Source organism: Arthrobacter sp. 10N44_2 (assembly GCF_056394385.1).
The window spans coordinates 37,019-59,029 of sequence record NZ_JBFTHT010000005.1; the positions used below are offsets into that span (position 1 = coordinate 37,019).

The 22,011-nt window shown below is 68.4% G+C and carries 15 protein-coding genes; 3 read left to right on the forward strand and 12 right to left on the reverse strand.

The annotated features are described in order from the left end of the window. Positions 1–86 precede the first annotated feature (86 nt). Positions 87–1,772: a bifunctional phosphoribosylaminoimidazolecarboxamide formyltransferase/IMP cyclohydrolase gene (purH, locus tag AC1DBX_RS07620; protein ID WP_476931464.1), complete on the forward strand. Its 1,686-nt coding sequence runs from the start codon at positions 87–89 to the stop codon at positions 1,770–1,772. A 1,030-nt stretch (positions 1,773–2,802) separates the two neighbouring features. Here the strand turns inward: purH and AC1DBX_RS07625 are convergent. Next, positions 2,803–3,801, reverse strand: a complete 999-nt coding sequence (locus tag AC1DBX_RS07625) for a trypsin-like serine peptidase (protein ID WP_476871215.1) — start codon at positions 3,799–3,801, stop codon at positions 2,803–2,805. Positions 3,802–4,046: 245 nt separating this feature from the next. Between AC1DBX_RS07625 and AC1DBX_RS07630 the strand changes: the two genes are divergently transcribed. After that, positions 4,047–6,269, forward strand: coding sequence for an NADP-dependent isocitrate dehydrogenase (locus AC1DBX_RS07630; RefSeq protein ID WP_476931465.1), 2,223 nt, complete (start codon positions 4,047–4,049; stop codon positions 6,267–6,269). A gap of 213 nt (positions 6,270–6,482) precedes the next feature. Here the strand turns inward: AC1DBX_RS07630 and AC1DBX_RS07635 are convergent, their stop codons facing one another. From AC1DBX_RS07635 to AC1DBX_RS07680, 10 genes are all read right to left on the reverse strand, one after another. Further along, the gene (locus AC1DBX_RS07635; RefSeq protein WP_476859179.1) at positions 6,483–7,019 is read right to left on the reverse strand and encodes a mucin-associated surface protein; all 537 of its coding nucleotides are present in this window, start codon (positions 7,017–7,019) and stop codon (positions 6,483–6,485) included. Then, positions 7,016–8,218, reverse strand: coding sequence for a serine/threonine-protein kinase (locus tag AC1DBX_RS07640; RefSeq protein WP_476931525.1), 1,203 nt, complete (start codon positions 8,216–8,218; stop codon positions 7,016–7,018). The genes AC1DBX_RS07635 and AC1DBX_RS07640 overlap by 4 nt, the downstream gene beginning before the upstream one ends. Positions 8,219–8,692: 474 nt before the next feature. Continuing rightward, entirely contained in the window at positions 8,693–9,928 is a 1,236-nt protein-coding gene (locus AC1DBX_RS07645; RefSeq protein WP_476931466.1) for a hypothetical protein, read from the reverse strand. A gap of 152 nt (positions 9,929–10,080) precedes the next feature. Beyond that, positions 10,081–11,151, reverse strand: a complete 1,071-nt coding sequence (locus tag AC1DBX_RS07650; RefSeq protein WP_459384147.1) for a Gfo/Idh/MocA family protein — start codon at positions 11,149–11,151, stop codon at positions 10,081–10,083. 184 nt (positions 11,152–11,335) lie between these two features. After that, positions 11,336–12,043 (reverse strand): ABC transporter ATP-binding protein, encoded by a 708-nt coding sequence (locus tag AC1DBX_RS07655; RefSeq protein ID WP_476931467.1) that lies wholly within the window; start codon positions 12,041–12,043, stop codon positions 11,336–11,338. A gap of 2 nt (positions 12,044–12,045) precedes the next feature. Continuing rightward, the gene (locus AC1DBX_RS07660) at positions 12,046–13,494 is read right to left on the reverse strand and encodes an ABC transporter permease (protein WP_476931468.1); all 1,449 of its coding nucleotides are present in this window, start codon (positions 13,492–13,494) and stop codon (positions 12,046–12,048) included. A 277-nt stretch (positions 13,495–13,771) separates the two neighbouring features. Then, positions 13,772–14,875, reverse strand: coding sequence for a substrate-binding domain-containing protein (locus tag AC1DBX_RS07665; RefSeq protein ID WP_476849132.1), 1,104 nt, complete (start codon positions 14,873–14,875; stop codon positions 13,772–13,774). 65 nt (positions 14,876–14,940) lie between these two features. After that, a complete protein-coding gene (gene mmsB, locus AC1DBX_RS07670) occupies positions 14,941–16,209 on the reverse strand; it encodes a multiple monosaccharide ABC transporter permease (RefSeq protein WP_476849131.1) in 1,269 nt (422 codons plus the stop codon). A 54-nt stretch (positions 16,210–16,263) separates the two neighbouring features. Beyond that, positions 16,264–17,820 carry a multiple monosaccharide ABC transporter ATP-binding protein gene (gene mmsA / locus AC1DBX_RS07675; protein WP_476849130.1) on the reverse strand — a complete coding sequence of 519 codons (1,557 nt, stop codon included), beginning with the start codon at positions 17,818–17,820 and terminating at the stop codon, positions 16,264–16,266. A 131-nt stretch (positions 17,821–17,951) separates the two neighbouring features. Then, positions 17,952–19,142 carry an ROK family transcriptional regulator gene (locus tag AC1DBX_RS07680; protein WP_028277321.1) on the reverse strand — a complete coding sequence of 397 codons (1,191 nt, stop codon included), beginning with the start codon at positions 19,140–19,142 and terminating at the stop codon, positions 17,952–17,954. 241 nt (positions 19,143–19,383) lie between these two features. On the opposite strand from AC1DBX_RS07680, the gene AC1DBX_RS07685 reads away from it, so the two are divergent. Further along, a complete protein-coding gene (locus AC1DBX_RS07685; protein ID WP_476931469.1) occupies positions 19,384–20,190 on the forward strand; it encodes a nitrilase-related carbon-nitrogen hydrolase in 807 nt (268 codons plus the stop codon). Here the strand turns inward: AC1DBX_RS07685 and AC1DBX_RS07690 are convergent. Beyond that, positions 20,169–21,944, reverse strand: coding sequence for a PucR family transcriptional regulator (locus AC1DBX_RS07690; protein ID WP_476931470.1), 1,776 nt, complete (start codon positions 21,942–21,944; stop codon positions 20,169–20,171). The genes AC1DBX_RS07685 and AC1DBX_RS07690 overlap by 22 nt on opposite strands. Positions 21,945–22,011 lie beyond the last annotated feature (67 nt).

Consider the following 22,011-nt stretch of genomic DNA (forward strand, 5'->3'; position numbering starts at 1 on the left):
CGCGGGAGGGCCCGGCGGCGGGACGCGATAAACTGGCCGCATCCCCACCACCCGCGGCCCCGCCGCGATATAAGACGGAGACTTTTGTGAGCTTCACGCAGCTTGACCGTGTATCCATCGACCGAGTTCCCATCCACCGGGCACTGATTTCGGTCTACGACAAGACCGGTCTGGAGGAGCTCGCTCAGGGCCTGCACGCCGCCGGCGTCAAGATCGTTTCCACCGGCTCCACGGCCAAGAAGATCGCCGCCGCGGGCATCCCCGTGCAGGAAGTCGAGGAAGTCACCGGCTCCCCGGAAATGCTGGACGGCCGCGTCAAGACCCTGCACCCGCGCGTGCACGGCGGCATCCTCGCGGACCGCCGCGTCCCGGCCCACATGCAGACCCTGGCGGACATGGAGATCGAGCCGTTCGACCTCGTCGTCGTCAACCTCTACCCCTTCGTGGAGACCGTGAAGTCCGGTGCCGCGCCGGACGACGTCGTCGAACAGATCGACATCGGGGGTCCCGCGATGGTGCGCTCCGCCGCGAAGAACCACGCCGCCGTCGCCATCGTGGTGGACCCGGCGTCCTACGGTGCCGTGGTGGAGGCCGCCGCCTCGGGCGGTTTTGACCTGAAGACCCGCCGCCGGCTCGCCGCCAAGGCGTTCGCGCACACCGCGGCCTACGACACCGCCGTGGCCACCTGGACCGCCAGCCAGTTCCGCGACGAGGACGGCGACGGCGTGATCGACTGGCCCGCCTACGCCGGTTTGGCCCTGGAACGCTCAGAGGTGCTCCGCTACGGCGAAAACCCGCACCAGCAGGCCGCACTGTACGTGGACAAGGCCGCCCCGGCCGGCATCGCCCAGGCCGACCAGCTGCACGGCAAGGCCATGAGCTACAACAACTTCGTCGACGCCGACGCCGCCCTGCGCGCCGCCTTCGACTTCGCCGAGCCCGCCGTCGCCATCATCAAGCACGCCAACCCGTGCGGCGTGGCCGTGGGGTCCGCGGCGGCGGCCGACCCGATCGCCGACGCCCACGCCAAGGCCCACGCCTGCGATCCCGTGTCCGCGTTCGGCGGCGTCATCGCCGCGAACCGCACGGTCACCGCCGGGATGGCGCGGACCGTCGCCGGCATCTTTACGGAGGTCGTCATCGCGCCGGGCTTCGACGACGAGGCAGTGGAGATCCTGTCCAAGAAGAAGAACATCCGCCTCCTGGCCCTCCCGGACGGATACGGCCGCTACCCGACCGAGTTCCGCCAGGTCTCCGGCGGCATGCTGGTACAGGCCACGGACAAGGTCGACGCCGACGGCGACACCCCCGCGAACTGGACCCTGGCCGCGGGCGCCGCCGCCGACGCCGCCACTCTGGCCGACCTCGCGTTCGCCTGGACCGCGTGCCGCGCGGCGAAGTCCAACGCCATCCTGCTCGCGGACAACGGTGCCGCCGTCGGCATCGGCATGGGCCAGGTCAACCGGCTCGATTCCTGCAAGCTCGCGGTCGAGCGCGCCAACACCCTCGGCGTCACCGTGGAGTCCGATGTCGAGGGTGCTGGCGGGGCCTCGAATGCCGACGCCGCCGCTTCGCCGGAGCGTGCCCGGGGCGCTGTAGCGGCCTCGGACGCGTTCTTCCCGTTCGCCGACGGACTGCAGATCCTGGTCGACGCCGGCGTGCGCGCCGTCGTCCAGCCCGGCGGCTCAGTCCGGGACGAGGAAGTCATCGCCGCGGCCAACGCCGCCGGCATCACCATGTACTTCACCGGGGCACGCCACTTTTTCCACTAGGGCCCTTCCACTCGGGTAGTGCTCTTCCACTCGGGCTGCGGTTCGCGTACAAGGGACCCGCGCGCAAGAGACCGGCACAAAAAATGGACATGCCCTCCCTGGCTGGGGGACATGTCCATTTTTTGTGCCATCGAGTGGGCTGGTGGCCGGTCCCTGGGACATGCTCATTCGTTCCGCGGGACATGCTCATTTTTCGCGGCAAGGAGTGGGCATATGGGGGATATGTCCAGGCTTCGGAGTGTGGAGAGAGCATGTCCCGTGCGACCCTGGGCTGCCTTGGCCATCCGGGGGACATGCTCATTCTTTTCGGTGCGTACCGGGCCAACCCAAAGGACGTGCTCACGGGTTCAGGAGCTCGAGACCGACCCGGTCGGACATGCCCATTCCTTTCCGGGACATGCCCTCCCTGGTCGGGGGACATGTCCATTTTTTGTGCCATCGAGCGGGCTGGTGGCCGGACCCTGGGACAGGCTCATTCTTTCCGCGGGACATGCTCATTTTTCGCGGCAAGGAGTGGGCATATGGGGGATATGTCCAGGCTTCGGAGTGTGGAGAGGGCATGTCCCGTGCGACCCTCGGCTGCCAGGGCCAGCCGGGGGACATGCCCGTTCTTTCTGGAGCGCAGCGGGCCATCCGGGGGACATGCTCATTCGTTCCCAAGCGCCGAGAAGCCGCCCGGGAGGACATGTCCTTTCCTCATGGCAAGGCCCGGACATGTGGGGTATATGTCCGGGCCTTGGTGTTAGCGGAGGGCATGTCCAGGGGGGGGGGCGATCCGCCGTCGCACATAAAGCCAGCGCGGGGCCACTGCGTCCTCCCCACTGCTGAAGATGGGACGCAATGACCCCGCGCTGGGGTAAACAGGGTAAACAGGGTAGACAAGCCCGGCTGCGCGGGCCCCGCGAACAGGCCCCCGCGAACGGAGCGCGGGCCCCGCGAACAGGCCCCCGCGAACGGAGCGCGGGCCCCGCGAACAGGCCCCCGCGAACGGAGCGCGGGCCCCGCGCGAACGGGGCCCCGCGCCCTCAGATCAGGAAGCGGCCGCCGTGGTGTAGGCCTGCTGGATCACGCTGCCCCAGTACGGGCCGTACATCTTGGTGGAGTTGCTGCCGTAGCCGTAGCTGTTGATGGAGTTCTGGTAGCCGGCGGCGCTGGTGCCGATGAACCACGGACCGCCTGAGGAACCGCCGGTCATGTTGCAGGGGATCCCCTGGGTGTTGAACTGCGGGTTGTAGGGATCGTTCGTGGCGGTGCCGGAGCAGCTCTTGAGGGATTCACCGTTGAAGGGCGCTGCGGCGGGGTAGCCGAATGACTTGTAGCTCAGGCCGCGGGCGGCGTTGAACTGCAGCCCGGAGCCGCCGACGACGTCGCTCAGGTACTGGCCGTTGAGCGTGGACATGACGGCGAAGCCGGTGTCGTAGGTCATGTCACCCGAGGAGCTCCACTGGGTGGGGGCGTAGAGGGCCTTGGCCGTCCACTTGCCGTAGGGGGCCGCGCCGTTCAGGTACGCCGGGACGAACGTGAACTTGGTGGCGAAGGCGCCCGGGCCCTCATTCACGCAGTGCCCGGCCGTGGAGACCGTGCTCTTGTTGCCGGAGGAGACCGAGTTGCCGGAGCAGACGTAGTTCGTCCCGCCGAGGGTGAAGAAGACCTTGCCGATGTGCGGGACGGGGGTTTCGCTCGCATTGGTCTTGGTCTGGAGCGTCTGGGATTGCAGCTTGGGAGCCGCGGCCTCGACCTTGCTCGGCGCGCCCGTTTCCGCCGGGCCCCTGGCCGCGGTGGCCTTGCCGTTGCGCTTCATGGCCCTGTCGGCCAGGACGTCGCCGGGGACGGCGCTGCGCATGCGTTCCGCGGTCCAGTAGTCGGCCGCGCCCGTCTCGGTGACGGTGTGGCTGGCGACATCGGAGGTGGAAACCGGTGCCTTGGCCGGTGCGGGGGAGGCCGTGGCCGCCCCCGCGGCACTCAGGGCCAGCAGCGCGGCGGCCGAAAGAGTCAGCAGGCTGGTGGCCAGAGTCTTGGGTGTTCTCATGGGTGTCCTAACCGGTGGAAAAGCGGGGCGGCCGCTGTTGGCGGCCGCTGGATGGAACGAAACTACGACAATTTGACTAACCTGTAAAGTCGCTTGTCAATTCTTGTTATGCCGTGTCGTGATGTCACTCATCCGTCCGCGCACGACGCCGGTAGGCGCCAACGGGGGCACCTCGGGTAAGTTAGGGGTGTTGAGATAACACAAGATTCCGGAAATACCCAGACCTTCAGGGAGACGCCCGCGCAATGGCAAAGATTATCTATACCCACACCGACGAAGCGCCGATGCTGGCCACCTATTCGTTCTTGCCGATCATTGAGGCGTTCGCCTCGACGGCCGGTGTGGAAGTGGAGACCCGCGACATCTCGCTGGCCGGCCGCATCATCGCCGTGTTCGGCGACTACCTCACCGAAGAGCAGCGCGTCAGCGACGCCCTGGCCGAGCTTGGTGCCCTCGCCAAGACGCCCGAAGCCAACATCATCAAGCTGCCCAACATCAGCGCCTCCGTGCCCCAGCTGAAGGCCGCAATCGCCGAACTCCAGGGCCACGGCTACGCGCTGCCGGACTACCCGGACAACCCCTCCTCGGACGAGGAAACGGACATCCGGTCCCGCTACGACAAGATCAAGGGCTCCGCCGTGAACCCGGTCCTGCGCGAAGGCAACTCGGACCGCCGCGCCCCGCTCTCGGTCAAGAACTACGCCCGCCAGAACCCGCACAGCATGGGCGCCTGGACTCCGGAGTCAAAGACCAACGTGGCCCACATGGACGCCGACGACTTCCGCTCGAACGAGCTGTCCGTGGTGATCGAGGCCGACACCAACATCAAGATCCAGCTCGTCAAGGAAGACGGCACCGTCAAGGTCCTCAAGCGTGCCTTCCCGGTCCTGGCCGGCGAGGTCATCGACGGCACCGTGATGCGTGCCGCGGCGCTGGATGAGTTCCTCGCAGCCCAGGTCGCCCGGGCCAAGAACGAGGGCGTGCTGTTCTCCGCCCACCTCAAGGCCACCATGATGAAGGTCTCGGACCCCATCATCTTCGGCCACGTCGTCAAGGCCTACTTCGCGGACCTCTTCGCCACCTACGGTGAGCAGATCGCCGCCGCCGGCCTGAGCCCCAACAACGGCCTTGCCTCCATCCTCAACGGCCTCGAGGACCTGCCGGAGGAGATCCGCGGCGAGGTCCAGGCAGCCATCGAAAAGGGCCTCAACGAAGGCCCCGAACTCGCGATGGTCGATTCCGACAAGGGCATCACCAACCTGCACGTGCCCTCCGACGTCATCGTCGACGCCTCGATGCCGGCCATGATCCGCAGCTCGGGCCACATGTGGGGCCGCGACGGCCAGGAAGCCGATACCCTCGCCGTCCTCCCGGACAGCAGCTACGCCGGCATCTACCAGGTCGTGGTTGATGACTGCCGCGCCCACGGGGCCTTCGATCCCACCACCATGGGCACCGTCCCGAACGTCGGCCTCATGGCCCAGGCCGCCGAGGAATACGGCAGCCACGACAAGACGTTCGAGATCCAGTCCGCCGGCACCGTCCAGATCGTCGACGACGCCGGCACCGTGCTGATCGAGCACAAGGTTGCCCCGGGCGACATCTGGCGCGCCTGCCAGACCAAGGACGTGCCGATCCGCGACTGGGTCAAGCTGGCCGTCACCCGCGCCCGCGCCTCCGCCACGCCCGCCGTCTTCTGGCTGGACAAGGGCCGCGCGCACGACGCCCGGATGATCGCCAAGGTGGAGGAATACCTCAAGGACCACGACACCGAGGGCCTGGAAATCGCCATCATGTCCCCGGATGAGGCCACGGCCTTCACGGTGGAGCGCCTCCGCAAGGGCGAGGACACCATCTCGGTGACCGGCAACGTGCTCCGCGACTACCTCACCGACCTCTTCCCGATCCTGGAACTGGGCACCAGCGCCAAGATGCTTTCGGTGGTGCCGCTGATCAACGGCGGCGGCCTGTTCGAGACCGGCGCCGGCGGATCCGCCCCGAAGCACGTCCAGCAGTTGCTCAAGGAGAACCACCTGCGCTGGGACAGCCTGGGTGAATTCCTCGCACTGGCCGTCAGCTTCGAGCACCTCGCCACCAGCACCGGCAACGCCCGCGCCCAGGTCCTGGCCGACACCCTGGACCGGGCCACCGGCACGTTCCTGCTGGAGGACAAGTCCCCGAAGCGCAAGGCCGGCGAGTTGGACAACCGCGGCAGCCACTTCTACCTGGCCAAGTTCTGGGCCCAGGAACTGGCCAGCCAGAACGACGACGCCGAGCTCGCCGCGGCCTTCGCCGCCGTTTCTGACGCGCTGAACTCCAACGAGGACACCATCACCGGCGAACTCCTGGCCGTCCAGGGTTCCCCGGTGGACCTTGGCGGGTACTACCGGCCGGATGCGGCCAAGGTTGCAGCGGTCATGCGCCCGTCGGCGAAGTTCAGCGAAGTGCTTGCGACGCTGACCAAGTAGTCCCAGCCTCAACCGGCGCCAGACCTCAGGCAGCGCCCGGGCCGGCCGCCACGCAGAACGCCCCGTCTCCCGAAAGGGAGGCGGGGCGTTCTGCTGTCCGCCCGGGATTCCGGTGCGCGCGTCGCTGCTGGTCGTAGGGGTGGCTGGTCGGAGGGGCGGCGGGTCGGAGGATGGCAGGAAAGAGGGGCAGCCGGGCGGGGGAGGGCTGCGGGGTCAGCCCTTGCCGTTGCCCTTGTGCTTCGATTTCCCGGTGGCGGCCTTGGCCGGGGCCGGGGCGACGGCGGCCGGGGCCGTCCGCGCTGCAGCGACCTGGGCTGCTGCCTGAGCCGCGGCAGCCTTTTCAGCCGCTGCTTTGTCGGCTGCCGCTTTGTCAGCCGCTGCTTTTTCCGCAGCCTTCCGGGCCGCCTCGGCCGCCTGCTGCGCGGTAAGGTCCGCCCGGACGGCGTCAATCGATGACTTGATGCTCTGGTGGCGTCTGAAGGACACCTCGCCGCTCGCGGCGACGGCATCCAGCCGGGTCAGCAACTCGTCAAGGTGCTTCAGGGAACCCTCCGGGTCGTTGGCGGCTGCAGCCTGGCTGACAGCCAAGACTTCGGATTGAAGTTGCCGGGCCGCGCCGCTGCCCAGTTCGGGGGCGGGGGAGCCGCAACCGGCCAAAGCCCCGGCGGCCAGCAGTCCGGCGAGGAGGCTTGCGGACACCCGATACCTCACCCGGCCGCGGTCTTGCCCGGCGGTTCGCGAATCGCTCATGGGTCCACACCCTTCTGCAGTTCCCTCAGGTGATCGCCGAGCGGTCCGGTGACGGTGGGGTAGGGGACGACGTCGGGCGCCGCGGGGGCGGACAGGGCGACCGCGATCGTCGCCACGACGGCAAGGACTGCCAGCACGGCGAGCAGCACGGCCACGCGGGTGCGGGGCCGGGCCCGGAGAAACCATGCGGCCCCGCGCGACGCGGAGCGGCGGCGGCGCGGCCGCAGCGGCAGGGCATCCGGGTCCAGCGGGTTCAGGGGGCGTGTTCTCGACGCCCCAGCCGTTGCGGCTCCGGGCCTGGGTGGGCGGGGCCGCCTTGCCGGCGGGGCCGGGAGGACCCGGGTGGATTCCGTTGTGACCGGTCCCGGCAGCGATCCGGGGGAAACGAGGGCAACACGGAAAGCTGCCTCGAGATCGGCGGCCGCGGGGCGGTCCAACGGGTCCAGGACGGTCATGGCCTGGATGAGCCGGGCCCACTCCTCGGGCACGGCGTCCGGGATGACGGGGGCGCGGTGCAGGCGGGCCACGGCGGATTCGACGGCGCTGCCCGGGTACTCCACCTCGCCCTTGAGGCATTCGAGCAGGACCAGGCCCAGCGAGTAGATATCACTCGCCGGACCGAGGTCGGCACCGCGGGCCTGTTCGGGACTGAGGTAGGCGGCGGTTCCCACCATGGTTCCCGTGGCGGTCAGCCGGGTCCCGTCGATGATCCGGGCGATGCCGAAGTCTGTGAGCTTGGGCCGAAGCGGCTCTCCCGGCCGGACCGGCACCAGGAGGATGTTGGCGGGCTTGATGTCCCGGTGGACGATGCCGAGGCCGTGGACGTAGGCGAGGGCATCGGCGATCCCGGCGCCCACCACGGCCAACTCGGCCAGCGGCAGGGGACTGTGGCGGATCCGGGTCCGCAGATCCTGGCCGTCCACGAGCTCCATGGTCAGGAAGGGCCGGGGCTCCTCGGGAATCCGGGTGTCCGTCCCGGCGTCGAACAGCGTCACCAGGCTTGGATGATTCAGGGTCGCCAGCAGTTCGATCTCCGCTTCCTGGCGGCGAAGCTCGTCAGGATCCGCCGATTGCGGTGCAAAGAGTTTCAGGGCAACGTCCCGGCCAAGGTTCAGGTCCTTGGCCGTGTAGACCGATGCCATGCCGCCCCGGCCAATCACCTCCCCCAGCTGATAGCGGCCGCCCAGGGGCTCCGCCATGATGCTGTTGGGCGAACTGTCCACGCTGTCCCCGTACCTTTCGTGTGCGCCCCGGCGGCGCTCCTAAAGAATGATACGGGTACGGGTATCTGATTGCGGTCCGCGTGGTGTGTGGGGGACCTCCGGTCCCGGCGCCGAAGCGTCTTCCCTCACCGGACGCCCACCCGCGGACGCCCCTCCGCCGGAGCATGCCGTTGGGTCCCCCAGCGGACCCAACGACCTTGCTCCGGCGGTACAGGACCTTGATGGGAGCGGTGGCATGCGCTAGGGCGGGCGGGGCTTGCAGCCGGGCCTCGGCTGCGGACCGGAACGCTCGGGGTGGGCGGGCGCTGAGAGGGTCAGGCCGGCGGGAAATGGGGTGCCGGAAGCCCGGCGGTGGACGGTCGTGTCCATGGGGGATTCTCCTGGGTGACTGTTGGCGGGCGGCGAAGGCAGCCCGACGGGCCGTGCTCTGTGGAGGCAGAGACGGCCCGACTAGTCAGGAGAAGAACCGGGATCAGCGCTAACGGCTGCGTACTCGTGCTGGAGCGGTCCGCCGATGGCGTCGGCCCCGATGGTGGGCACGTAGAAGACCAGGCTGGGCATCCACGCAGCCGTTCCGGCAGGCCCGCCGCCGGAGTGCCCGCTGCCGGACCCCGAGCCCGGAGCCGGCGGGAGTGCGTCAGGCGCAGGCAGTCCCGTTCCGCCATGCCATGGGCCCGGACCCGGGTTGCCGGAGGGAGCCGGCGGTTCACCGGTCCCGGCAGGGGCCTTGGCCGGCGGGGCAGCGCCGGACTGGACAGCTGCCGCGCCCCGGGGTTCAGGGATCAGCAAGGCGGGATAGGCAACCATGGCACCCGGGGAAGGAGATGCCGGGAAGGGACGGGCCGCCACGGTGCCGGTGGGAGCAGGCGCCGGCGGTTCAGCCGGTGCTGAGTTGACGGCGGTCGCTTTTGCGGCGCCCGCCGGTGCCGATTCGCCATCGACAGCGGCCGGCGTCCCCGCAGGCGATCCCGCCGCGACGTCGCCGCCTGGAACGACGCCGTCTGGTGGCCCGGCCGCCGGGTCGCCGGGGAGCGGAGTTGCTGGATCCGGAGCCGGGGCCGCCGGGTCGCCGGGCGACGAAGGTGCTGGAGCCGGTACCGCAGGGTCCACCACCGGCGGAATAACACCGGGGACCGGAACCGCAGGGTCCACCACCGGCGGAACAACACCGGGGACCGGAACCGCAGGGTCCACCACAGGCCCGGTTGCCGGCGGGGTGAGTGCCGGCGCAGGGAGCGAAGGGTCAGGGAGCGCCGGAGAGGGGAGCGCCGGGTCCGGTGCCGCCGGCCCAGGGGCGGGCGGTGGCGCGTCGGGAACCGCCGGGTCAAGGGCGGTGTCCGCGGGCCCGTTCGGGTCGGCAGGAACGACGTCCGCGGAAGCTACTCCCGGCCCCGGAACAGCGCCCGCCGCCCAGGTGCCCGCCGGGACCGCAGGGATGTCCACGGAGACCACGCCGTCGAGGGAGGGAACAGGGAGGTCGTCGGCGTCCGTACAGGAGGCGGCGGCCGTGCTCTCCCCGGCGTCGACGGCTGTCCCGTGGAACGCGCAGGCGTCGTCCGCCTGCGCGGCCGTGCAGGTCAATGTCAGCCACGCGGCGCCGGCGACGGCGGCCAAAAGCACGCGGCGCAAGGGGCGCAGGGGGCGCAAGGTGCGGCCCGCGCGGGAGGACGCTGCTGCAGGATCCATGCGCGCACCCCCGCTCCCGGAAGACTGGACAATTGCCTACAGGGTAAGTCGGCCCCAACAGGAGAGTCCAGAGCGGGGCCGAAACTGTAGGCATACCGAGACACTTGGAATGCGCCGGGTCCGTTGCCTGGGGCGTGGAAAATGCGAGGCGGTTAGTGGGCGTCGTTGGGGTAGCTCACGCCGAGCTGCGCGCGTACGCCGTCGAAAAGCCGCATGGTGTTCAGGGAGTCCTCCAGCGGCATGACAGGGCTCTCGGTGAGGCCCTGCTGGATGCACCGCGTGACCTCCCGGAGCTCGTAGGTGTAGCCACGTCCCACCACGGTGAACTGCTCCGTCCGGGGCCCCTCGAAGCCGATCCGGACCAGCAGTTCCTTCGGGTTGTTGATGGAGCCGGGGCTCTGGAGGTAGCCCTTGGTGCCGGCGACGGTGGCCGTGCGGGGGCCATAGGCCATCAATGACGAGGTCAGTTGGGCCTGGGCGCCGTGGTGGTAACCGAGCGTCAACGCATTCTGGGCGTCGACGCCGTCGTCGTTCAGCCAGCCGGTGGCGCTGACCGTTTGCGGGAACCCCAGGGTGCCGAGCGCCCAGAGCAGGGGATAGACCGTCATGTCCAGCAGGGCGCCGCCACCGTCCTTGGGCGCCCAAAGCCGGGAACCGGGCGAGTACGGCGCCGGAAAGCCGAGGTCGGCGCCGACCCATTTCACCTCGCCGATCTCGCCCGAGGCAGCGATCTCGAACGCCCGCTGCATGCTGGGCAGGAACCGGCTCCAGACCGCCTCCATCAGGAAGACTCCGTTGGTCCGGGCCGCCGCGATCAGCTCGGCTGCTTCCCGGGCGTTGATCGTGAGGGCCTTCTCGCACAGCACGTGCTTGCCTGCGTTGAGGGCGGCGAGGGCTATCTTGTGATGGTGGGCGTGCGGGGTGGCGACGTAGACGACGTCGACGGCGTCATTGGCGAGCAAGCGGGCATAGCCACTGGCGCCGTCCTGGTCACCGTAGGCGTGGACAAAGCCGTAGTCGGCCGCGAACGCGTCCGCGGCCGCCTGTGTGCGGGAGCTGACGGCGTACAGTTCCGCATCCGCCAGCAGCCCAAGGTCGCGTGTGACCGAAGCGGCGATCCCGCCGGTGGCGATGACACCCCAGCGCAGCCTGGCACCGGTGGCTGTGCGGGGGTCCTGGTCCGGCTGGCTGAACAGCCACGGCTTTGCGATGAGGGCAGACATGATGCCATCTTCTCACCCAGGGGCGGGCGGGCCGCGGTGTTGACGGCCCTGGCATGGCGGAGGTTCGACGCGGAGATCCAGTCTCACGAAGTTCAGCCCCGGCGGCTCGACGCCGGAGCTGCGGGTGGGCCCCCAAGGCCTGCCCGCAGCTCCCGCCGCCGAAGTCCCCGCAGCCGGCCGGTCCTCAGCCGGTCAGGGCCGCCGTCGCACGGGTCCGGGCCGTTTCCTCCGTGAGCCGGCCCTGCTGGAGCCGGAAGCGCCGGTCCGTCTTGTTGGCCAGGGCACGGTCGTGGGTGACCACCAGGATGGTGGTGTTGTGGTCCCGGCTGAGCGTGCTGAGCAGCTCGATGATGTGCTCGCCGGTCTGTTCGTCCAGGTTGCCGGTGGGTTCATCGGCCAGGATCAGTTTGGGTTCGTTCGCCAGCGCCCGGGCGATCGCCACCCGCTGCTGCTCGCCGCCGGAGAGCCGGTTGATGCGCCGCCCGTGCTTCTCCGGATCGAGCTGGACCTGTTCGAGCAGCTGCCGGGCCCGCTCGGCCCGCGCCGCCTTGCGCACGCCGGCGAATTCCATCGGCAGCATCACGTTGTCCACGGCCGAGAGGTTCGGGATCAGGTTGAACTGCTGGAACACGAAGCCGATGTCCCGGCGCCGGTAGTTGGTCAGTTTCCCGTCGGGCATGCTGGCCAGGCTCACGCCGTTGACCACCACGTCGCCGCTGGTGGGCTTGTCCAGCGCCCCGAGCAAGGAGAGCAGGGTGCTCTTGCCACTGCCGCTCTTGCCCACGATCGAGGCCAGCGTGCCCTGCTCCAGCTCGAAGCTGACATCGTTGACCGGCTTGATGGTCCGGTCGCCGGACTTGAACGTGCGGACCAGGTTCTTGACTTCGATCATGGCTATTCTCCTCGGAGGACTTCGATGGGACGGATGCGGGCGGTGAGCAGGGCCGGGACGAGCGCGCCGATGATGGCGACGCCGAAAACTGCGGCGATGCCCGCGGCGATGACGCCGGGGGAGGCGCTCGCCGTCACGGAGGTCAGCAGCTGGCTGGCCCCGCCCAGCGGTCCGCCCGCCCCGCCCGGGAACCCGCCCCCGGGAAAGCCGCCAGCGCCGCCGCGCTGGCCGGTGGCCGCCGCGCTCGTGCTGCTGCTTGAACTGATGAGGGCGCTGGCGATGCCGCCGCTGGCGAGGGAGGCGACGGCGGCGCCCACCACGCTGCCCAGGGCCACCAGCACGAGGGCCTCCAGCACAAACTGCAGGCCGATGGTGCGGTTCGGGGCGCCGATGGCCTTCAGGACACCGATCTCGCGGCGTCGTTCGCGGACCAGCATGACCATGATCAGGAGGATGATCAGGCCGGCGGTGCCAAGGGCCGCGACGAAGGCGATGAAGGAAATGTTCTTGACGCTGTCCAGCGAGTTGACGGCGGTCTCAAGGTTCCGCTGGCCCTGGGTGACGTCGGCCTTGTCGGAGCCCAATGCCGCCTGCAGGGCGGTCTTGGCGGCGTCGACGTTTTCCATGCTGTTGACCGTGACGATCATGGTGGAGAGTTCGTCCGGGAGCGCGGCGAGGGTCTGGGCGGTCGGCAGCGTCACGTAGAGCGCATTGTTGCCGAACGCGGTCCCGGCGTCGAACAGCCCCCGGACGGTGAAGCTCTGGTCCCCGATGGTGAACGTCGAGCCCACGCTGAGGCCGTTCTTGGTGGCCAGGGTGGTGCCCAGCAGGGCGCCGGTGGACGCGGCGGTGTAGTTGCCCAGGCCGGTGCCCTGCGTCAGCTGCAGGGCCTTGCCAGTGGAGTCCACCTCGGCGCCGATGCCCGTTGCCGTGATGGGCAGCGAGAACGCCGGCGCGGCCTGCGCGGTGCTGCCGGTACTGCCCGAGGTGCTGCTTCCGGAGGCGCCGGTACTGGCTTGGTTACGGTTGCCGAGGGTGCCGGCGTCGACGGCGGCCGTGAGGCTCGTGGTGACGGAGGTGGCCGACTGGCCGCCGGGGCCGCCTTGGCCTGTCCGTCCTGACGCGGCCTCGGCGGCAATGTCAGCGGCGTTGCGCAGGCGCAGGGCCTTGGTGCCGACCACGCTGCTGACGTTGGGGACGGCCGCCGCCGTCGCTGCCTGCGCCGAGGTCAGCGGCTCGCCGCCGCCCTCGAAGCCCTGGCCGCCGGCCGGGTTCACGGTCAGGACCGTGCCCACCGAGGCGTTCAGCTCGGCAACCTTGCCGGTGACGGCCTGGTTGGCCACGAGCATGGCCAGGGCAAGCCCAATGGCTACGGCCAGCACCGCCACCACAGCGGCGGTCCTGACCTTGTTTCGAAAGGCGTTGCCTACACTCCGGGCAAGAACGCTCACGGTGCTCCTAGTTTTCTTGGGTGTCTCTGGGGTATCTCCTGCCGGACCCGATGCCCGGCGCTGGTCCCACAGTGGTACGGGCCGCTGTGCGAACCTCCCCGCAAAGCTATGTCTCCGCTGTGAAGCGCCTCGCCGCAGGCAAGGTCACCGCCAAGGTCCCAGCCGGCGGACCACCGCCAGCGCATCACGGCCAACGCAAGAGCCCCGGCCCTCCCTTGCGGGAGAGCCGGGGCTCTGTGCTCTGGCGCGGCCGGTGAACCGGACGCCAGATAAGGAACTACTGCTTGGTGATCGGGCCGAGGACCGGATCGTTCTCGTACGCCGTGTGGACGTTGTCCTTGGTGACGATGACCGGTTCCAGCAGGTAGGCGGGAACAACCTTGACCGTGTTGTTGTAGGACTTGTCGTCGTTGATCTCAGGCGTCTTGCCTGCCTGAACGTCGTTGACCATGACGATCGAGTGCTCAACGAGCGCGCGGGTGTCCTTGTTGATGGTGGAGTACTGCTCGCCCGCCATGATGGACTTGACCGACTCAACCTCGGAGTCCTGGCCGGTGACAATCGGAAGCGGCTTGCCGGCGGCCTTGACGGAGGTCAGGATCGCGCGGGCCAGAGTGTCGTTCGGGGACAGCACGCCGTCAAGCGGGGCGGTGCCGTAGGTTCCGGCGAGCAGGGTGTCCATGCGCTTCTGGGCGTTCTCTGCCTTCCAGCCCTGGGTCACAGCCTGCTCGAAGCTCGTCTGGCCGGAGAGGACCTTGAGGGTGCCGTCGTCGATCTTCGGCTTCAGGACGCTCATGGCGCCGTCGAAGAAGACCTTCGCGTTGGCGTCATCAGGGGAACCTGCGAAGAGCTCGATGTTGTACGGGCCTTCCGGCTTCTTGCCCTTCATGCCGTCCAGCAGCGCCTTGCCCTGGAGTTCACCGACCTTGAAGTTGTCGTAGGCCACGTAGTAGTCCACGTTCGGGGTGTTCAGCAGCAGACGGTCGTACGCGATGATCGTTGCGCCGGCGTCCTTGGCCTGCTGGAGCTGGGTGCCCAGCTGTGCACCGTCGATGGCGCCGACGATGATGAGCTTGTCGCCCTTGGTGATCATGGCGCTGATCTGGTTCTGCTGCTCCGAGACGCCGCCGTTGGCGAACTGCACGTCCGGCTTGTAGCCGGCCTTGGTGAGGCCGTCGTTGAACAGCTGCTCGGCCAGGACCCAGTTTTCGGAGGTCTTCTGGGGGAGAGCGACGCCGATCGCGGATCCCTTCGGGAATGCTTCGCCTCCAGTGGAGGAACCGCTGGTGGTTCCGGTGTCGGAACGGCCGCAGGCTGTCAGCGCCAGTGCCGCAATAGCAGCGATTGCTGCTGCCTTTCCTGCTTTACCAATCATTCGCATTGCTTGGTTCACTTTCTTTTGGTGGTGTGCGGAGAACTGTGGGGTTGGGGAACCGGGGGAGGGGGTCAGATGCCCCTCGAGATGACCTCTGTGGTCTGGGTGGTCTCGTCGGCCTTGATCTCGCTGCTGCGGCCGAAGTTCTTCATCAGCATGCCGACGATCGATTTCTTGCCCTGGGTCTTGTTGTAGACGTCGAAGGCGACGGCGATCAGGAGCACGAGGCCCTTGATGATCTGGGTGAGGTCGGCGCCGACGCCGAGCAGCTGCAGGCCGTTGTTCAGGACGGCCATGACCAGGCCGCCGATGATCGAGCCGATCACGGTGCCCACGCCGCCGGTGACCGCGGCGCCGCCGATGAAGACGGCCGCGATGGCGTCCAATTCCCAGCCGACGCCGTCGAACGGTCCCGAGGCGGTGGAGCGGCCGACGAAGATCATGCCGGCGAGGCCGGCCAGGAAGGACATGTTCATCATGACCAGGAAGTTGACCTTCTTGGACTGGACGCCGGAGAGCTCCGCAGCGTGGCGGTTGCCGCCGACCGCGTAGATATGGCGGCCGATGACGGTCTTGGAGGAGATGAAGCCGTAGACGATGATGAGGACGGCGAGGATCAGGCCCGGAACCGGGAAGGACGTGCCCGGACGGCCGGTGGCGAAGAGGTACGTCGCGTAGAGGATGGCGCCGCAGACCAGCACCAGTTTGAGGACCATGACCCAGGCTTCAGGGACCTCGGCGCCGAGCTTCTTGGCGTTGCGGCGGGACCGGATCTCGCTGAAGATTACGAACGCTACGGCGAGCAGGCCGATCAGCATGGTGGGGTTGTTGTAGCCGGTCTTCGGGCCGAACTCGGCCAGGTAGCCGGAGCCGATGTACTGGAAATCCGCCGGGACCGGGATGGTGTTCGACTTGCCGACGAACTGGTTGGCGCCGCGGAAGATCAGCATGCCGGACAGCGTCACGATGAACGCGGGAATGCCGACGTAGGCCACCCAGAATCCCTGCCAGGCCCCGATCAGGACGCCGAGTCCCAGCCCCATCAGGACGCCGATGTACCAGGGCAGGCCCCAGTCGCGGATGAAGAGTGACACGCAGACACCCACGAAGGCCGCGACGGAACCGACCGAGAGGTCGATGTGCCCGGCGATGATGACCAGCACCATGCCGATGGCGAGGATCAGGATGTAGGAGTTGCCGTTGAAGAGGTTGATGACGTTGCCCGATGTGAGCGTGCGGCCCTCCGTGAAAATCTCGAAGAACACGATCAGCGCAACCAGGGCGAAGATCATGCCGAATTGGCGGGTGTTGCCGCCAAAGAGCTTCTTGAGCGCGTTCATTGTTTCAGTCCTTGTGTCCGGGGTGTTCGGATTGTTCTGGTTTGTCCCAAAGGGTCAAGCGGTCTTGCGGGCGGACGTCATGAGTTTCATGAGGCTTTCCTGGCTGGCTTCGTCCTTGTTCAGCACGCCGGTGATGGCGCCTTCGAAAATCGTGTAGATCCGGTCCGAGAGGCCCAGCAGCTCGGGCAGCTCCGAGGAAATGACGATCACGGCCTTGCCCTCGTTGGCCAGCTTCTGGATGATGCCGTAGATCTCGTACTTGGCCCCGACATCGATCCCGCGGGTGGGCTCGTCCAGGATCAGCACGTCCGGGTCGGTGAACATCCATTTCGCCAGCACAACCTTCTGCTGGTTGCCGCCGGAGAGCTTTGCGACGCCTTCCTCCACGGAGGGCGTCTTGGTCCGCAGCGACTTCCGGTATTCCTCCGCGACGGCGTATTCCTTGTTGGCGTCCACCACGAAGTTCTTGCTGATCTTGCGTAGGTTTGCCGAGACCGTGGTGGCCTTGATGTCGTCCAGCAGGTTCAGGCCCAGGGACTTGCGGTCCTCGGTGACGTAGCCGAGTCCGGCGTCGATCGCCTGGCGGACGCTCTTGAGCTGCAGTTCCTTGCCTTCTTTGTAGACATGGCCCGAGATGAAGCGGCCGTACGAGCGCCCGAACACGGACCGGGCCAGTTCGGTGCGTCCGGCGCCCATCAGGCCCGCGAACCCGACGATCTCGCCGCGGCGGACGAAAAAGCTGGAGTTCTTGCAGACCAGGCGGTCCTGGATCTGCGGGTGCCCGACGTTCCAGTTCTTCACCTCGAAGAGGACATCGCCGATCTTCGGCTCGTGGTCCGGGAACCGGGATTCCAGGGTCCGGCCCACCATGCCCTTGATGATGCGGTCCTCGTCGACGCCGTCGGCCTTGACGTTCAGGGTCTCGATCGACTTGCCGTCGCGGATGATCGTGATCTCATCGGCGATCTGTTCGATCTCGTTGAGCTTGTGCGAAATGATGATCGAGGTGATTCCGCGGCCCTTGAGGCCCAGCATGAGGTCCAGCAGGTGCTGGGAGTCGGACTCGTTCAGCGCCGCCGTGGGCTCGTCCAGGATCAGGAGCTTGACCGACTTGTTCAGGGCTTTGGCGATCTCGACCAACTGCTGCTTGCCGACGCCGATCTCCTTGATGGGGGTGTCCGGGTCCTCGCGCAGCCCCACGCGGGCCAGCAGTTCGGTGGACCGGGTCCGGGCCTCGGCCCAGTCGATCACGCCGCGCTTGGTGGGCTCGTTGCCGAGGAAGATGTTCTCCATGATCGACAGTTCGGGGATAAGCGCGAGTTCCTGGTGGATGATCACGATGCCGGCGTGCTCGCTGGCCCTGATGTCCTTGAACTCCTGGACTTCGTTCTGGTAAACGATGTCCCCGGTGTACGTGCCGTAGGGGTACACGCCTGAGAGTACCTTCATCAGGGTCGATTTCCCGGCGCCGTTCTCACCGCAGATGGCGTGGATCTCGCCGGCCTTCACCCGCAGGCTCACATCGGCCAAAGCTTTAACGCCGGGGAACTCCTTGGTGATGGATCGCATCTCGAGGATTAGCGGATCACTGTGCGTGTTGAGGGACGTCATCTGCCCTTACGCCTCCAATGCATGACTTCGTTGTCCGCCCCTGCAAACCGCAGGGCCGTCTGATGGAAAAGTAAACTGGATCACAGCCCTTGTCGTCAAGTCTTTAACGCAACAGCCACATAACGAAATGGTTAGTTTCGCCGGATTCCGGCGTGCTGGAAGACCAAAGCCGTGGCCCCGAGGGCCTCGGCCCGGTCGCCCAGGGACGACATCGTGAGGGTGGTTGTTTCGCCTATGACCGGCACCGCGTGGCGGATCAGGCCGCGCCGGATCGGGTCCAGCAGCAGCTGGCCAAGGCCCGCCAGCGGGCCGCCGACCACAATGACCTCGGGGTTGATCAGGTTCGCCACGTTGCCCAGCGCGCGCCCGACGGCGAGCCCGGCGTCGTCCACGACACGGAGCGTGGCGGAGTCCTTCTCCAGGGCCTTGCGAACGATGTCCCCGGGCGAGAGCGGCCGGTCCTCGCCGCGGCTCAGGAGCTCGATCATGGTGGTGGTGGAGGCGATGGTTTCCAGGCAGCCGCGGTTCCCGCAGCGGCAGATCAGTCCGTGCTCGTGGATGGTGGCATGGCCGATTTCGCCGGTGATGCCCACGTTGCCGTAGTACGGGACGCCGTTGAGGATCAGCCCCGCGCCGATGCCCGAGCCGATCTTGAGGAACATCAGGTTGCTGATGCCGCTGTGCGGCCCCCAGGTGACCTCGGAGAGGGCCCCCAGGTTGGCGTCGTTGTCCACGAAGACGGGGAGTTCCAGCGCTTCCTCGAGGCGTTTGAGGATGTTGATGCCCACCCATTCGGGCAGGATCGCGCCTTGCGCCACGGTGCCGGTGCGGCGGTCGATCGGGCCGGGAATTCCGACGCCGGCACCCACCAGGGCGCTGCGTTCCACACCGCTGTCCGTGAGCAGCCGGTCCAGCACGCCGACGGCGGCCTGGATGCCTTCCTCGGCGTGATGGCCCAAGGGCAGCAGGACCGACTCTTCGGCGATCACGTGGTAACTCAGCGAGGCCAGCACGACGCGCAGGTGGCGCCGGCCGAAGTCGATTCCGACGGCGACGGCCCCGTTGCTGTTGAGCCGGACGTTCAGGGCGCGCCGCCCGGAACTGGTAATCGGTTCAGTCGAGGCCAGCCCGGCGTCCTGCATGATTTTGACGATGTTCGAGACCGTGGCTGTCGAAAGCCCGGTCTGGCGGGCCAGTTCCGCCTGCGTGGACGGGCCCGCGAGGAGGCATTCGATGATCCGCTGCTGGTTCAAATGCCGGAGGGCGGACTGCGATCCGGGGTTCTTGGTTCGGCTCCTCGTTGAGCGCGTTGGTGAGGGCATGCTATGAAGCGTGACGCATTCGCGCCTTGTAGTCAAGAAGTTAACGCAACGATAACGGCCGCGCCGGTCGAATGCCGGGGAGAGGGCGGTCAGCACCCGCCGTCTCCGCGGCAAGGACGTTCTGCCCCGCCGGCACGCTGGTCGGGTGGAATTGCACCACACTCCGCGTTCCGGGACCCGGCTACTCTGGTCGGGAGAACCCGCCGCGACCCGCGGAGGCGTCCGGAAACGTGAGGTGGTAATGGTGCTGCTGGCCCTTATGCAGGCGAACTCCGCCGTGCTGGACATCGAGGCGAACTGCGCCGCGGTGGAGGCCGCGGCGCGCAATGCGTCCGCCGCGGGCGCGCAGCTGCTGGTGACCCCGGAACTCTTCCCCGTGGGCTACGCGCCGCGGCGGCTGCGGGAGGCGTTCGATCCCGGCAGGTTGCCCGCGCTCCGGGAAGCCCTGGCCGGCATCGCGCGGCGCAACGACATCGCCCTGGTCTACAGCCTGCCCACGGTGACGCCGGCCGGCGGGTGGCACATCTCCGCCACCCTGGTCGACGAGGCGGGCGAGGAGCTGCTCAGTTACGACAAGGTGCACCTGTTCGGCCCGGACGAGCGGGCGGCGTTCACGCCCGCCGCGGCTGCCCCCGGCGTCGTGGATTTCCACGGGCTCAAAACGGCGCTGGTCATCTGCTACGACATCGAGTTTCCCGAGTCGGCGCGGGCGGCCGCACTGCGCGGCGCGGACCTGCTGCTGGTGCCGACGGCACTCGCCGGCGGATTCGACGTCGTGCCGCAGGTGCTGATCCGGGCCCGCGCCCTGGAGAACCAGCTGACGGTCGCCTACGCCAATCACACCGGTTCGGAGGATGACAGCGACTTCCGCGGCGGCAGCATGGTCGCAGGCCCGGACGGCTCGGTCCTGGCCGCGGCCGGGGCCGGGCCGGAACTGTTGTTTGCCGAGCTGGGTGAGACCGGCCACGCCGCGGCAGACGGCATCGAGGACGCCGTGGACTACCTGCGCGACCGCCGCCCGGAGGTCTACCGCTCCTGGGGAGTCTGACCGGCAGCCGACGCCTGACCTGCGCTGGCCGGTGCGCCGGACGCCTGACCTGCGGTGGCCGGGGCGGGCGGCTCAGGCTCGGCCTGGTACTGCAGGGCGATCCAGAGTTCCGCGCGCGCCTGGGCCTGGTTGAGGTCAAGGCCCAGCAACTCAGCGATGATGCCGATCTGCCGGCGGACGCTGTTTCTATGCAGTCCCGTGGCCTTTGCCGTGGCGTCCCAGCTTCCGTTTTCGCCCAGCCAGGCCCGCAGGATGCCGAGCAGGCTGTCGCGGCGCTCCGGCTCGAGGGCGAGCAGGGGCGCCAGCAGATGGCCCGCCAGCAGGGTGCCGGCAGCGGGTCCCAACAGGCCGGCCACCGACCACGTCACGTCATCCGCCCGGACGCTCCGGCGGCTCGTGAGAACGCGGTTGCGCAGTGAAGCGGCCTGCCGGTAAGCCTCCGGCAGGTTCGCGAAATCGGTGCCGCTGCCGATCACCAGGCGCCAGCCGAGCCGCTCCACTTCGGCGAGCAGGGCGTCGTCGACCTTTAACCGGGTAATGGCGGCAAAGCCGTACTCGGTGAGCTCCACGAGCTTTGTGTCGAACAGCCGCCGCCACTCCAGCAGCGCCCGCACCGGAGCCTCCCCCGGTCCGCCCGGGGTCCGGGAGCTGTCCGGGGCGGCGTCAATCCGGAGACCCTGCACGACCCGCAGCTGGCCGGACCGGGTGGAGGAGATGCTTTGGGCCAGCAGGTCCTTGAACCCGTTGACATGCCGTGCGGATCCTGAGGCCACGCTCTCCGGGTGCAGCAGCAGCGCCGTGGCCAGCTGGCTCGGGGCCAGGGAGCCGCTGATGCGCTGGCGGACCAGCAGTTCCAGCAGCCCGACCGCGGTGGAGACAACGCTGTTCTGGGCCGGGGTCAGCGGGGCGTCCGTGCCGAGGATGAGCGCGCCGAGGTTGGCGTCCCGGGTGCTGCGCAGCGGATACCCGAAGACGAGGGACGAGCCCGCGGCGTCGAACGAATCCATCTCGACCCGCGGACCGCTGCCGGCGAGCAGCCTGGCCAGCAGCGGCTGCAGGTCGGCTGAGTCAACTCCCGGCACCGTGCCGGCAGCGGCGCCGGCGGCCCGCGGGCCGGGGGAGGGGCCCGAACCGCGGGCGCGCACCCGCCCGTCGGCGCCAACCAGCACGGCCCAAACCGGGACGCGCTGGACCAGGGCCGCGAGGAGTTCGTGCTCGGGGCGCGCGGACAAGACCGCGCGCATGAGCTGCCGGCTGGTGTCGGCCAGCTGGCGGAAGGTCTTGGCGTTGTCCGACTCCAGGAGCCGGGAGAATTCCAGTCCCAGCGCGGCGAACGGGACGCTCTCCGGGATGGCGACCAGGGTCAGGTTGTGCTGCCGGCAGGCCCGCACCACGGCATCGGGCACGGCGTTGAAGTACGGTTCCAGGCCAAAGCCCAGGGCGCCGACGCGGGCCTGGACCAGGCGCCGCACGTAAGCGTCCACCGCCTCCTCGCTGCCGCCCCCGCCCACGAACGGCAGGCCGGCCGTGAGCAGGAACTCGCCGTCGAGCAGGTAGGGGGTGGGATCTTCCAGTTCGCTGGGCTCCACCCAGCGCAGGCGCTCCTGGCCGTTGCCGCCGTCGTGCACGACGGCCAGTGCCGGCAACTGGCCCAGGAACTGCGCCAGGGTGACGAAGCCGAGCCGCTCCGGGTCCTCAGCAGCCACGGCCGCGGCCCCCGTGCCGGCCGCCCGGCCTGCGGAGTCCAAGTGCATTAAGTCTCATGAGTGAAGACTACAGGTCATTTTGCACAACCTTGAGAGGTGGCTCACACGCCTAGGG